The sequence below is a fragment of the Pedobacter ginsenosidimutans genome (assembly GCF_001442625.1).
GTDB classification, from domain to species: domain Bacteria; phylum Bacteroidota; class Bacteroidia; order Sphingobacteriales; family Sphingobacteriaceae; genus Pedobacter; species Pedobacter ginsenosidimutans.
Genome location: NZ_LMZQ01000005.1, coordinates 381983 through 396539, shown reverse-complemented (window position 1 = coordinate 396539; position 14557 = coordinate 381983). Strand labels below are relative to the sequence as shown.

The 14557-nt window shown below is 38.4% G+C and carries 12 protein-coding genes; 5 read left to right on the top strand and 7 right to left on the bottom strand.

Annotation, left to right across the window (positions count from 1 at the left end; translation table 11 throughout):
* Window positions 1-472: 472 nt before the first annotated feature.
* The 4 genes from ASU31_RS10150 to mutL form a co-directional block, all read right to left on the bottom strand.
* Window positions 473-1585, bottom strand: coding sequence for an endonuclease/exonuclease/phosphatase family protein (locus ASU31_RS10150; RefSeq protein ID WP_057932198.1), 1113 nt, complete (start codon window positions 1583-1585; stop codon window positions 473-475).
* The gene (locus ASU31_RS10145; protein WP_057932197.1) at window positions 1585-2439 is read right to left on the bottom strand and encodes a rhomboid family protein; all 855 of its coding nucleotides are present in this window, start codon (window positions 2437-2439) and stop codon (window positions 1585-1587) included. The genes ASU31_RS10150 and ASU31_RS10145 overlap by 1 nt, the downstream gene beginning before the upstream one ends.
* Complete coding sequence (locus ASU31_RS10140; protein ID WP_057932196.1) at window positions 2432-3151, bottom strand: rhomboid family intramembrane serine protease; 720 nt, start codon at window positions 3149-3151, stop codon at window positions 2432-2434. Before ASU31_RS10140 ends, ASU31_RS10145 begins: the two co-directional genes overlap by 8 nt.
* Before the next feature lie 94 nt (window positions 3152-3245).
* The gene (gene mutL / locus ASU31_RS10135) at window positions 3246-5081 is read right to left on the bottom strand and encodes a DNA mismatch repair endonuclease MutL (RefSeq protein ID WP_057932195.1); all 1836 of its coding nucleotides are present in this window, start codon (window positions 5079-5081) and stop codon (window positions 3246-3248) included.
* A gap of 648 nt (window positions 5082-5729) precedes the next feature.
* Here mutL and ASU31_RS10130 point away from each other — a divergent pair.
* From ASU31_RS10130 to ASU31_RS10120, 3 genes are read left to right on the top strand one after another with little or no spacing between them, the layout of a single operon-like run.
* Complete coding sequence (locus ASU31_RS10130) at window positions 5730-7364, top strand: amidohydrolase (RefSeq protein WP_057932194.1); 1635 nt, start codon at window positions 5730-5732, stop codon at window positions 7362-7364.
* Window positions 7365-7374: 10 nt separating this feature from the next.
* Window positions 7375-9168, top strand: a complete 1794-nt coding sequence (locus ASU31_RS10125) for a serine hydrolase domain-containing protein (protein ID WP_245224523.1) — start codon at window positions 7375-7377, stop codon at window positions 9166-9168.
* 19 nt (window positions 9169-9187) lie between these two features.
* Window positions 9188-9709 (top strand): hypothetical protein, encoded by a 522-nt coding sequence (locus ASU31_RS10120; RefSeq protein ID WP_157257958.1) that lies wholly within the window; start codon window positions 9188-9190, stop codon window positions 9707-9709.
* A gap of 60 nt (window positions 9710-9769) precedes the next feature.
* On the opposite strand, the gene ASU31_RS10115 is transcribed toward ASU31_RS10120, so the two are convergent.
* From ASU31_RS10115 to ASU31_RS10105, 3 genes are all read right to left on the bottom strand, one after another.
* Entirely contained in the window at window positions 9770-11188 is a 1419-nt protein-coding gene (locus ASU31_RS10115; RefSeq protein ID WP_057932191.1) for an FAD-binding oxidoreductase, read from the bottom strand.
* Window positions 11189-11278: 90 nt separating this feature from the next.
* Window positions 11279-12121 (bottom strand): DUF6929 family protein, encoded by an 843-nt coding sequence (locus tag ASU31_RS10110; protein WP_057932190.1) that lies wholly within the window; start codon window positions 12119-12121, stop codon window positions 11279-11281.
* A gap of 108 nt (window positions 12122-12229) precedes the next feature.
* The gene (locus ASU31_RS10105) at window positions 12230-13192 is read right to left on the bottom strand and encodes an isopenicillin N synthase family dioxygenase (RefSeq protein ID WP_057932189.1); all 963 of its coding nucleotides are present in this window, start codon (window positions 13190-13192) and stop codon (window positions 12230-12232) included.
* 266 nt (window positions 13193-13458) lie between these two features.
* On the opposite strand from ASU31_RS10105, the gene msrA reads away from it, so the two are divergent.
* Both msrA and ASU31_RS10095 read left to right on the top strand, forming a co-directional pair.
* A complete protein-coding gene (gene msrA / locus ASU31_RS10100; RefSeq protein WP_083505323.1) occupies window positions 13459-14058 on the top strand; it encodes a peptide-methionine (S)-S-oxide reductase MsrA in 600 nt (199 codons plus the stop codon).
* A gap of 73 nt (window positions 14059-14131) precedes the next feature.
* The gene (locus ASU31_RS10095) at window positions 14132-14482 is read left to right on the top strand and encodes a VOC family protein (protein WP_057932188.1); all 351 of its coding nucleotides are present in this window, start codon (window positions 14132-14134) and stop codon (window positions 14480-14482) included.
* Window positions 14483-14557 lie beyond the last annotated feature (75 nt).

Here is a 14557-nt window from a genome sequence, read left to right as displayed (position 1 = left end):
TATTTCTTATATGGTTAATGTTGTTCCATCATTAGGAAATTGAATGGCTTATGGTTCTTGGTGGTTTTTATTCTATCAGTTGGTGTCTCACCGACCGAAATAGAAACATATTTATTATTTCTTGAATCAGGAAACGATTGGCTTGTGGTTCTTGGCAGTTTACAGTCCCGCTTTCGCTTATAGTCCTCGCTGCGCTCCGGGCTATTCCGCTCTATCGGGTTTAGGAACAAGGGTTTGTGTATTTTGCAGCCCCAAAAATGAAATACTGTTTGAGCCACCTAGCCCCGGTTGAAGTGTTACCTTGCAGCAACGAGGCACGAGGAAGCGAAGCGTAAAAGCGTAAAACGGGAAGAAACTTATTGTTTTGTACAGGCCTTGCGCTCCAGATGAAAATTTTTTGCTTGGTTTCGGTTGGTTAAAGCCAACGGTAAAGAGGATTTTTCTTAGCCGTTGACTTCAGTCAACGGTAATATTAAGGCACAAACCTTAAATCGCTGCGTACCGGAAAGTGATCGGATAATTTGGCCTGGGTAATTTTGTAGTTTAGTACCTCTAAATCTTTAGAAGTGGCAATATAATCGATCTGGAAATTAGGGAATTTACCGTTATAGGTTTTGCCAAAACCGTTGCCCTTTTTAATGAAGCTATTGTTTAATCCGGCAGTAATCTGGGTAACCACATAAGAAGCAGGGGTGTCGTTAAAATCGCCGGCAATAAGGTAAGGCGTTTTACAGGTTGCCATTTCCTTTTTCATAATATCTACCTGACCGCTACGTTTCAAAAAGGCACTTTTGAGCATTCTTAAAATCCGTTTAGATGGCTGCAGTTCGGTATTCATTTCCTTTACCTTATCTAAGTATTCGTAATCCTGCTTTTCGAAAGAGATCGATTGAAAGTGTACGTTGTAAACCCGTAAGGTTTTTCCTTTGATGTTTAAATCGGTATAAATACTCATGTTGCCAGGGAAGCCTTCAACAAAGGGGATTTTGCCAGAATCTTTAATGGGGAATTTAGAAAATATAGCTAAACCCGTAGCTTCGTAATCATTTTTATTGGTGGGTACGAAGTAGTAATATTTTGTATTTAACAATGCTTTTAAGCTATCAACTGTATCAAAAGCGCCTTTGTAACGGGTAAAAAATTCCTGAAAACAGATGATGTCAGGATTTTGATCTTTTACCACCTGTAGCATTTTTTCTTTTACCGATTCGGTATTGTCTTCGCCGTATAGTTTAAAGCTGTGCACGTTGTAAGTCATCATCCTGATGCTATTGTCTGCTTTTTCAGTGCCACCTTCATCGCCACCAATGGCAAAGGTTGCTTTTAAAGTTTTAGCGCCAAGTGCGATAACCAGAACGGTAGCGATTGCAAAAATCCATTTTTTGCTTAAAAACCACCAGGCCAAGAAGATAATATTAACGAATAGGACAAAGGGATAGGCAAGACCGAAAAAAGCAATAATGGCATGTTTTCTTGGATCCATATTTCCGGCAAGAACCCCTAATAGCAAAGCAATTGCCAATACAACGGCAATGGGCAAAAGGAGTTTATCCACTAAACTATACTTCTTCTTTTTTGTGGCCATTAATCTTTACTTGCCTTAAATAGTTTTTCTTTTTCTACTGCTGTTAATTTATCGTATCCTGAGGTTGATATTTTATCTAAAATAGCATCTATTTCCTGTTGGGAAACGCCGCCTTTAAATTCGGGTTTTTTAACCGGTTTTTCATTCCGAACCACTTTTAATTTTGGTTTGCGTTCGAACAGCTTGCTCCAATCTCTTCCGTTCTGCAAACTTTTAATAAAGGTGAAGCCTAACAACGCGCCACCAATATGCGCTAAGCTTCCGCCAGCATTTACTGACCCTATAGCAATAAAATCGAGTACAAAATATATGATGGCAATCCATTTAATTTTAACCTCGCCAAAGAAAAGTAGCATGATGGTATAATTCGGTACCAGCGTTGCGGCAGCGAAAATAATGGCCATTACTGCCGCAGATGCCCCTACAATGGTTACGCCTGCTAATCCACTGGCATAAAGAGGAAATACATTTAACGCGGCAACAGCAAATAAACCTCCAAATAGCCCCCCGGCCAGATATACAAAGTGGAACTGACGGCTTTTTAAGAAATTCATGAATATGTTGCCGAACCAAAATAAGCCGAGCATGTTAAACAGGATGTGAAGAATCCCATCATGAATAAACATGTAGGTAAATATGGTATAAAATCGCTCAGGCAGTTTTGAAATACTTGCAGGTAAACCTAAATAATCGCTTACAAATAAATCAATAATATCACCTTGGCCACTTAGCTTGCTGATTACCCCAATAACAGCGATAATCAAAAATAGCATCACATTAATCCCAATGTAAAAGAACAATGGATTGCCAGATTGAAAAACCTTGAATTTTAAATCTTTGAAAGTATTATTCATAGAGCGTATAAAATGTATCGTTCTTATCTTTCCATATTTTAACGAGTATAAACCCAATTAAAGCACCACCCAAGTGGGCATAATGTGCTACTGAATCGCCGGCAATTTCTGCCACACCTAAAGTTAATTCTATTAAAATATAAACCGGAATAATATATTTTGCTTTTACCGGAACTGGAATAAACATGATCATTAACTCGGCGTTTGGATATAACATGCCAAAAGCGACCAATAAACCGAAAATGGCGCCCGATGCACCAAGCATTCCACCAAAATATATTCCAAATAGTGTTTTAACTTTTGCTGGTGATGCATCTGTTGCATTATATAAGTCACTCAAGCTTAGCTTGTTTCCGGCTGTAAAAGTTCCTAAGATTTGATGAACCTCGTAAGCCTGTACAGCCCATTGTAAAAACAAGGCACCCAGGCCTGTTACAAAATAAAATATTAAAAATTTTTTAGCTCCCCAACGCTGTTCTAAAATACTGCCAAAACTATAAAGTGCAAACATATTGAAAAAGATATGTGCCAGGTTACCATGCATAAACATATAACTTATTGGCTGCCATATCTCGAATTTTGGAGAATCAAAATAATATACAGCTAACAGGTCATCAAGGTGAAGGTTTGTCAGCAGGTAAGTGGCTGCGAAAAATAAAATGTTAATAATCAGTAGGTTTTTTACTACAGGTGGAATATATATGTTATTCATTTAATTTTTTTTCTTGTTTTTAAGCGGCAAAGTTTAATCTTTAATTGTTTTCCCTAAACCCTAAACCCTAAACCCTAAACCCTAAACCCTAAACCTACTTCTCAAACTTCTTATCCAGCTCTGCCAAAGTAATGGTTTGGATAATTGGTTTGCCACTCACGCTAAAGTTAGGTGTTTTACAGGCAAAAAGCTCATCAATCAAGGTATTCATTTCCTCCTGACCAAGACTTGTTCCGGCTTTAATGGCACCATTTTTTGCTAAACTCCTTGCAAGGCTATCGCGTTTGCTTAATTTTAGTTCCTGCTGTGAGTTTTTAAAGCCCTCAATCAATTGTTCAAATAATTGCGTTTCGTTAATATTGCTGCTGCCCAGATCAACCGGAACGCCTTCTACTACCAACGTATTTTTTCCAAATTCGCGTACATCGAAGCCCAAACTTTTTATATCATCCAGTAAACTTTTTGCCAGTTCGAAATCGTTGGCGTTAAGTGTAATGGTTTGCGGAAATAAACTCTGCTGCGATGCGCCTTTGCGATCATCAAGATGTACGAGAAAACGTTCATAAAGGATGCGCTCATGTGCCATTTGTTGATCGATCACCATCAATCCCGACTTAATCTGCGAAACAATATAACGGTTGTGCAATTGCATGTACTGCTTTTGCTTGGTTTCTAAAACAGTTTCATCGGCATAAATAGAAGTTTGTTCTACAATTGGCTGTTCGGTTATTTCGTAAAGCGAGCCCCAGTTTTTAGCACTTGGTTTGGCTTCATAATTTCTTGGCGATGAAGCATAACCTGATGTAGAACTACTGTCGCTTGCAAAGGGATTAAAATCAGGATTGAAATTAATACTCGGTGGAACAATATCTTCAACCGCTTTATGGGTAATCATATTGCTAAAACCTGTTTCCTGATCGAAATCTAAAGTTGGCGAAATGTTATAACGGCCAATTGAACGTTTTACCGCCGATTTCATGATTGCATAAATGGATTTTTCATCCAGATACTTAATTTCTGTTTTAGTGGGATGAACGTTTACGTCAATTTTAGATGGATCGATCTCTATAAACAATACATATAGGGGGTAACTGTCATCCGGTAATAAATCTTCGAAAGCAGAACTTACCGCATGGTTTAAATAGGGGTCTTTAATAAAGCGGTTATTCACGAAAAAGAACTGTTCGCCCCTGGTTTTCTTTGCAAAAGCAGGTTTACCAATATATCCTTTAAGGTTGATGATGGTCGTTTCTTCTTCAACAGGAACCAGACGTTCGTTATAGTTGTTGCCAAAAAGGTGGACAATACGTTGTTTTAAATTGCCTTTTGGCAGGTTAAAAATCTCGGTACCATCATGATGCAGACTAAAAAATACAGCGGGGTGTGCCAATGCTACCCGTTGAAATTCATCCAGAATATGGCGCATTTCTACCGGATTACTTTTAAGGAAATTCCTTCTGGCAGGCGTATTGAAAAATAAGTTTTTAATCGAAATCTGTGTCCCTGGTGAGGTGGCAACGGGTTCCTGATTGGTTACCTGTGCACCTTCGATAGAGATACAGGTACCGATTTCATCTTCATGCCTGCGGGTTTTCATTTCCACCTGCGAAATTGCCGCAATAGAGGCCATTGCTTCGCCACGGAAACCCATGGTACGGATGGCGAATAAATCTTCTGCTTTTTTTACCTTCGAAGTGGCATGGCGTTCGAAACACATTCTGGCATCGGTAACGCTCATTCCACAACCGTTATCTATAATCTGAATCAATGCCTTTCCGGCATCTTTTACTACCAGTTGAATTTTATCTGCGCCGGCATCTATCGAATTTTCGAGCAATTCTTTTACCGCAGAAGCAGGTCGTTGAACAACTTCTCCGGCAGCAATTTGATTGGCAACAGCATCAGGCAATAAGTGAATAATATCAGTCATGTATTAAGGCAAAGTGAATTCGCTAAATTATGCAAAATAAGCTTAAAGAACCCGATTTGTTTAAAACTCAACACGTAAATGACTGTAGGTAAATAGATTTAATTGATTGGTAGGTACATATTGATGAAAACATTTGAAAACACAATATTTTAAGACTTTACATTTTTTTGAAAAGCGGGTTCCTGTGTCAATCGGTTTTGGTAGCCCCGCTGTCCGCTGTATCTTTTTGGCTGCCCTTAGACTCCGCTCAGGGTGATCGCCAAAAAGTATACCGCTTCCATCGGGTTTATTTTACAAAGGGCTGTTCATCCAAACATAGTGAAGAAATAAACATCCATTTTTACGAAGAGTCATCCTACTGATCCGATAGCTATCGGATTCGTTTCAGGATTTATTAAGGGATAAAATTTTTTTTTATTTAGACCTAGCTGTCCGTAGAGTTCCGAAGGGCTCTACGGGATGACTAATAAAAAAGAGTCTCTGACTCATTCTGAATTATTGAGTTTGAAAACTCAATCTTATTAGCCAATCCGTAGAGACGCTGCGCTTAACTCTACGGACAGGATATGTTTCCTTGGCTAAAAAAATCTAATTCTGTAAAACCGAATTTACAAACCCAAATGCTTTCAATTTTCTATCTTTATCGATATGAAATCCATTTTATACAGCCTCTTTTTTGCGCTGCTGTTCACTTCATGTACCAAAAAGGAAAAAGTTGATGTAATTGTTTACAACGCAAAAGTTTATACCGTTAACAGTAAATTTGATACTGTTGAAGCTTTCGCTGTAAAGAATGGCAAAATCCTGGCCCTTGGCAAAAGTGATGATATTCAAGCCAAATATGCTGGCAAAGAAGAAATCAATGCCGAAGGCAAGGCTGTTTATCCAGGTTTTATCGATGCCCATGCTCATTTTTACGGTTACGGACAAAGTTTGCAAACAGCCGATCTACGGGAAACAAAATCCTGGGATGAAGTGCTTATGCGTTTAACTGATTTTGCCAAAACGCACCCCGATGGTTGGTTAATCGGTAACGGATGGGATCAAAACGATTGGGATAATAAAGCTTTCCCTACCAATGAACAGTTAACGGTACTTTTTCCGGGTCGCCCGGTATTTTTAAACCGTATTGATGGTCATGCGGCCATTGTTAACCAAAAAGCATTGGATGTCGCTGGCATTAAAGGCGAGCAGAAATTGGTAGGTGGCGATATGCTTACCCAAGATGGAAAGCTCACTGGCGTTTTAATTGATAATGCTGCAGCTTTAGTAGAACGCAAAATCCCTTTACCAGATGCTAAACAAGCCGAAAAAATATTTATAGACGCGCAGAAAAACTGCTTTGCTGCTGGCTTAACCACCATTGACGATTGCGGCTTAAGTTACTTGGCTATCGAATTTATCGAAAAACTGCAGAAAGAGAATAAATTGAAAATGAGGCTCTATGTAATGCTTTCGGATGAGCCTGATAATTATAAATATTTGTTTAGTCGTGGGCCAATTAAAACCGATCGGTTAAATGTTAGGGCATTTAAAGTTTATGCTGACGGTGCTTTAGGTTCGCGTGGAGCGTGCCTGTTGCACCCATATGGCGACATGCCAAACAAAACAGGTTTTCTATTGAGCGATCAAAAACACTTTGAAGAAGTGGCCACAAAGATTGCTGCCAATCATTTTCAGATGTGTACCCATGCCATTGGCGATTCGGCCAACCGCGTAATCCTGAATATTTACAATAAAATTTTAAAAGGTAAAAACGATCAGCGCTGGCGCATTGAACATGCACAAGTAGTGAATGTTAGTGATTTCGATCTGTTCGGAAAGGCCAGCATTGTTCCATCCGTTCAGCCTACACATGCCACTTCCGATATGTATTGGGCCGGACAGCGTTTAGGGACTGAAAGATTAAAAAGTGCTTATGCTTACAAACAATTGTTAAAACAAAACGGTTGGATTCCTTTGGGTACTGATTTTCCGATCGAAAACATTAATCCATTATTAACGTTTTATGCAGCAACAGTGAGAGAAGATGCAAAAGGTTTCCCGAAAGGAGGTTTCCAAATGGAAAATGCCTTAACACCTGAAGAAGCTTTACGTGGAATGACCATTTGGGCAGCAAAAGCCAATTTTGAAGAGCAGGAAAAAGGAAGTCTAGAGAAAGGCAAGTTAGCCGATTTTGTTATCCTCGATCACGATATTTTGAAATCAACACCACAAAACATATTAAAAACCAAAGTTTTAAAAACCTACCTGAACGGAGAAAAAGTATATGAAGCGAAATAGATTGTGTATCATGGCTGTAGCATTTTGCTGCAATGTTTTATGTTTAATGGCCTGCGCACAGGAGCATACAGCGAATGAGAAAAAACTGGCTATAGCCAATGCAATAGCTAACGCAACAGTGTTGTTAAACAATCAGGATGGTATTATTCCTTTAAAGGCACTCGATAAAAAGAATATTGCGTCGGTTAGCCTGAGCTTTGCCTACAGTACCGTTTTCGATAGTTTGGCCAATAAATATGATAAAATCACGTCGTTTTCTGCCGATTCGTACAAAGACAGCGTAAACCTCAACGATTTAGAAGATGATCTGAAATACTTTAATACCATTTTAATTAGCATTGATGATCAGAATGTAAACAAGGCGAAATACATTAACTTTATCAATAGCATCAGTAAAAATAAACAGGTTATTATTTCCTTTTTCGGTAACGGGCCAGGTTTAAAGTCATTCGATCTATTAAAATCGCCAATTGTGTGGACTGCCCAAAACAATGCAGATGCTGCTGCTATTGTGCCACAATATATTTTTGGTGGCATTGCCGCTTCGAATAAGTTAACCACTGCATATTCTGCCCGTTATACCATGGGCTCTGGCTTTACTACAACTGCTATCCGTTTAAAATACACTGTACCAGAAGATGCAGGTTTAAATTCGAACAACTTAAAAGAAATTGATGCTATTGCCGCTGAAGCGATTGCACAGAAAGCAACCCCGGGAATGGTGGTTTTGGTGGCTAAAGATGGTAAGGTAATCTTTAACAAAGCATACGGTACTCATACTTATGATACCAGTGTGCCCGATAAAGTAACCGATATTTTCGATTTGGCCTCTGTAACCAAGGTAACGGCAACCACACCGGCCGTAATGCGTTTGTTTGAAGAAGGAAAGCTGAAATTAGATACCAACATCGGCGCTTATATTCCAAAAGCGCGTACTACGCCGATGAACAATATCCAGGTTCGCGAAGTGATGTTGCACCAGGCAGGTTTTATCCCCTATATCCCTTTTCATGATTATGTGAAAACAGGCGATTACAGTAGAGATTCTTCAGCTGCATATCCTACCAAGGTGGCCGATAACTATTACATCAAAAAAGGCTTTTTTAAAGATTTTATGTGGCCTAAAATGCTCAATTCGCCAATAAAAACACGTGGCAAATATGTGTACAGCGATATCAGCATGTATGTAATGAAAGATATTGTGGAGCATATTAGTGAGGAGCCTTTAAATCAATATACCTACGAAAACTTTTACAAGCCATTAGGTATGCAAACAGCGGGGTTTTTACCGCGTAACCGCTTTAAACCCGAACAGATTATCCCAACAGAAGATGATAAATTTTTCAGAAAAACCTTGCTAGTGGGTTATGTTCACGATCAAGGGGCGGCTTTGGCTGGCGGAGTTTCTGGTCACGCAGGTTTGTTTGCCAGCGCCAACGATCTGGCCATTATTTATCAGATGCTTTTAAACCGCGGTACCTACGGAGGAGTAGAATATTTCAAAAATTCGACAGTAGATATGTTTACCTCGAAACAATCGAATATAAGTCGCAGGGGTTTAGGTTTCGATCGTTGGGATCCAGATACGACTAAGCATTACCCGTCTGAACTGGCTTCGCCACAAACTTATGGCCATACCGGTTATACCGGAACTTGTGTTTGGGTAGATCCATCCCGAGGTTTGGTGTATGTGTTTTTGTCTAACCGTGTTAATCCTACCGTTACGGATAAACTATCGAACTTAAAAATTAGAGGTAGGATAGAAGATGTGGTGAACAAAGCCATCGATGAATCGAAGAAATAAACCTGTAAAATATCTAAATATGAAACGAATCAAAACTTTAGCGCTTTTCTTGCTTTTTATCGGAGGGATAAAAGTTGCAAACGCACAACAGATTAAAGATGGAGAAACTGTAAACGTTGATGGAATTGCAGTAACCTATTCTGTTGTTAATAAAGAAAAATTAACCATAAAAGATCAAAATTTCGATCGTTACAAAGTGCTGGCTTCGGTAAAAAACAATACAGGCAAATCCTTTAACATCCGTTTGGCCAGTTCACTTGATTTATCGGGAATAAACAGCTCAAAAATTATAGAATTAGATTGCATTAATGCTACAGGAGCAAGGCTAACCTCCAAAAAGGTTCAGGTTGCGATGAAAAGCCATTTGATAAATGTTACTTATCCTACAAAAGATAAAGATGGAAAAGCAATCACCGCTGTGTTACCGGTTACCGCGGGCTATTATTTCGATCAGGGACAAGTAATAGAAAATGATGCTATTTTTATTGTACCCGCAGGCGAAACGCCACAGGTTACCGTAAGGAGCTTGTTGAAGAATTAAAATTCAGGGTTGTCAACTTTACTAATCCATTGGCTAGAAAGTTGATAATTCTTTAAATAATTAATTTTTACAGTTATAATAGGCATCAAAAAGCTTATTTCTGAATTTATAATTAGGATCGTATTTCTTTTTCAGTTTAAAAAATGATTCAGCATTTGGATAGGCTTTTGAAAACTGTGATTGAGTAGCCTGTAGTTGGTAAGGCAGATAGTAAGTGCCTTTTTCAGAAAGCGATGCATCAATCAGGGCCCTTGTCCATTGGGTTACTTTAGCCTTTTCTGTATCAGATACTTCCTGTTTGTAATAAATTACGAAAGCAAAAACTTCCTCCTTCGCCCAGGCGAGATACGATCCCGTATCTTTATTTGCATGCCGGATTGAAATGTTGATCACATTTACATCATTGCTTTTTAATACTTTAACCATTTTTGGATAAAAGGAATCAAAACGATCTACAGGGACAAAATATTCTTGTAAAACGTAGGTGGCTTTTTTTCTTGAGTTGGGTTCCAACTCTTTTACATCATAGGTAGCTTCATAATTTCTCCATTCAACAACTTTACCTGTATAATGTAATGGATCTGCAATGTGTTGCCTTAACCACTTTCCAAAATCAGAACCAGCTACTACTTTCATGGCAAATTTTTTCAACCCATAGTTTTTGTCATTTGGTTTTAAATGCTCGGTTACAGTTAATTTATTTTCGGTTCTGGCATAAGTAACCGCTCTAACTTTGGTGTAGCTGTTTGGGTATATATCTGCATTATGAAATACAAATTGAGGTTTATTTCTAATGCTGGAAAAGAAGAATTTTTTGTATCCTGCAATATTCATTAGCGTATCGTTTTTCTCTATTTTATAATTCTCTGTTAGCGATAAGGTTATTTCAGTGATTACACCAATTCCACCGTAGCCACCTATGGCTGCATAAAAAACCTCATTATTAACCGTTGGGCTCGCAGTGATGAAACTTCCGTCAGCCAAAACGATCTTAAAACTTTTAACCGATAAAATAATTGGTCCCTGCCCAACATAACGCCCATGAACATTAACGCTAAGTGAACCACCAACAGTGAAATTCGCATAAGTCTGCATAATTTTAACAGATAAATCATACCGGTCAATAAACTGGATCAGCTCTCGCCACCTTATACCGGCCTGAACTGTAACTTCCTTCCGTTCTTTTGAGAAACTTAAAATCCTGTTAAACTTTCTCATATCAATTTGCAGGGCATTTTCTGTAGCGGTTTGTCCACCTTGACTAAATCGGCCTCCACCTATCGAGATTGGCCCGTTGTGACTTTTAACTGCTTTAATAATTTCAGTAGAAGTTCGCGGGGTAATTATGTTGGCAACCTTTATGGGGTTGAGCTCGGTAACATCGTTTACGACGTTCTTTTGTACAATCGGTTTATCAGGCTGGCACGCAAGAAGTAAAGCAGTGAGGATTAGAAAAATTCTGAGAGGGGAGCGTTTCATAGTGATCAGATGTTTCTGGGTTTATATACAATGATATAAAAATTGTTAAATCTAATAGGCTGTTTGCTAGAAAGTTAACTGCCCATTAAGTTAATGATTTAGAATTAGCTTATAAATTACCGTTTTAAGTTCTTCGCTATCACGATCTTCGCACAATAGGAAAGTTGTACTATACTCACCTTGATTAAGTAAAGTAATACCTTCGAATTTATGTTTGGCCGAAATTTTATTGCTGAAGGTTAGTTTTAAAGTCTGAAGGTTAATACTGCCGATAAAACTGCCCAGAATTTCGCCATCTGCATAAGTCGATTTGGTATCTTCTGCGGTTGCAATGAAAAATATTTCATTTTTTACCAATACAGCATCGGTAAAAGAGGATTCAACATGATCAATATTTGGAAGCTTAAAAGGGTTAAACCCGGCATGCTTAGTTTTAGTTAAATCTGCTCCCTGGATATTGAATATGCCATTCTTTGCATCGATCCCGTTGCCACGGTTAAAAAGCATCCACTCATTGCCTGTAAAGATTGCGCCTTCGAGGTTAAAGTTCTGATCATCTATTATAGAGATAGATTTAAGCAAGGAATAAGTTTCAGTCAGGTCTTTTTGAAAAACTTTTTGCATTTTCAGGTCGAATTCGATCATCAGGTTTCTTTTGGGCGTGGAGCCCGAACCTAAAATGTATAATTTATCGCCATGCTGACAAAGGATTTCGAAATCGGGTTTTAAGGGCTTAGGTATATTTTCTAACTGATCAAGTGTTTGATCAAATAAAATCTGAATTTTGCGTAGCTTTTTGGTTTTGATGTTATATTCATTCAAATAGCCACTGTTATCGCCAATGATATATAGTAAATCTTCGTGAAGGAATAGACCCGAAGCAGAACCAATGCCATCTATCTCGGCAAAAACTTCTAAAGTTGTTGAATGCATGCTTTGAAAATAATAAAAAAGCACCGGTTTTGACCGATGCTTAATGTCTTTTCGAATAAGATTGCCACGTCTCGATGAAAAATCGAGTCTCGCAATGACGATCTTTTTTTATTTTTTCAATCCGATTTCTCTTAATCTTTCATCTAAATATTCGCCCGCAGTCATGTCGCTATAAGCTTTAGGATGTTCCGCATCAATGGTTGATGGCAAGCTTGTTAAATCCATGTCGCTGCGTGGATGTAAGAAAAAAGGAACAGAGAAGCGTGATGTTTTCATCAGTTCACGAGGTGGGTTTACCACTCTGTGTGTGGTCGATTTTAGTTTATTGTTGGTTAAACGCTGTAACATATCGCCAACATTCACCACGATATCAGTATGATGTGCTTTAATTGGCAACCACTCATTGCTGCGGGTTAACACTTCAAGGCCATCAGCACTGGCACCGATTAATAAGGTAATCAGATTGATGTCTTCATGTGCACCTGCACGTACCGCATCATCAGGAATGGTTTCAGGATTTTCGATCGGGAAATAGTGGATTCCCCTTAAAATAGAGTTTCCGTTATGAACGTGTTTGTCGAAATAATTGATCGGCAATTCCAGGTAAGTTGCAATGGCACGTAATAAATGTGTCCCGTTTTCTTCCAGTTTTTTATAAATATCGCCGGTTACTTTGTTAAACTCTGGTAATTCCTCTAAAATCTCATTATCAGGATACTCATTTTTAACAGGATCACCATCAGTTACTTCCTGGCCAATCTGCCAGAACTCTTTCAAATCTGGAGTTTTAGCCCCTTTAGCTGTTTCTTTGCCTGCACTGGTGTAACCACGTTGACCAGCCAATTCTGGTTTCTCGTATTTCCTTTTGGTTTCAACAGGAAGCGAAAAGGCAGCTTTAATATTTTCATAAAGCTTGTCAATTAATTCCTGGCTTAAACCATGGTTGGTAATGGTAACAAAACCCGAATCGTTAAAAGCCCTGCCCAATTCATCAGAAAACTTTTTACGGTCTTCTGCAGAACCATTGATGTAAGAGCCTAAATCTAAACAAGGAATATACGGTGTAGACATAATTTTATATTTAATGTTTTACGAATTTAAAAAAGAATTGTTAATAAGTGCGTTTCGGTTGTGTATTAAGTGTTTAATAAATTAATATACAGTTTTTTAAGTTATTAACAAAATCAGGAAAGCGATGTGATAGTCGATTGTCACACTAAATCCATTATAATTTAAACGCAAACTAGGCTTTGTTTAATTTCGTATAATTAACTAGAAAATAACTTAATAAACTGTAAGGTAAATTGATTATTTGCGACTAATAAAATAAACACAAAATGAAAAAAATAATTTTAATTCTTTTATCGGTATTGGCCTTAAATCAGGCAAATGCACAAGGGAAAAAGACGGAGAAAGCTACATTCGGGATGGGCTGTTTTTGGTGTACCGAAGCCATTTTTCAACGTTTAAGAGGCGTAGTTTCAGTGAAGTCTGGTTATGAAGGCGGTACTTTAAGCAATCCAACTTACGAAGAAGTATGTACCGGTGCTACAGGGCATGCCGAGGTTTTAGAGATTACCTATAACCCGATGGTGATTTCTTATGATGATTTATTGGAAGTTTTTTGGAAAAGCCACGATCCTACAACATTAAACCGTCAGGGTGCCGATAGCGGTACACAATACCGTTCAGTAGTTTTTTATCACACCGCTGAGCAAAAAACTTTGGCAGAAAAGTATAAGGCAGAGTTGAATAAAACCAATGCTTATGGCAAAAAGGTGGTAACAGCAATTGAAGCGGCCAAACCTTTCTATGTTGCCGAAAATTATCATCAGAATTATTTCAACAAAAACGGAAGTGAACCCTATTGCAGATTGGTGATCCAACCCAAAATAGAGAAACTGGAAAAAATATTTAAAGCGAAGCTTAAAAACTGATAAGCGTGCTTGACTAGCCCTGCAATAAACATTGCAGGGCTTTTTGTTATCTTAGGAATTTAAACTTCTGTTTATGGTAAAAAGAATAGTGCTCAATATTAATACCCAAAAAATTGCTGATGCAGCCAGTTTTTATAAAGATATTTTGGGGCTTGATCTGCTAATGGATCATGGTTGGATTGCAACTTATGGTGCGGCTGGTCAAAAAATGGATGTGCAGATCAGTTTTGCGTCTGAAGGCGGATCGGGTACCCCAACACCAGATTTATCCATCGAAGTTGAAAACGTTGATGAAATATTGGAAAAGGTTAAGACAGCCGGATTTCCGATCGAATACGGCCCGGCTGATGAGCCATGGGGTGTTAGGCGATTTTACACCAGAGATCCTTTTGGTAAACTGGTTAATATTTTAAGCCATTATTGAGGGCTAATTTTTGACAAAACATTAGAGTTACGATGACAGGTTTAGGTGGGGCGTCATTTCGACCGCAGTGGAGAA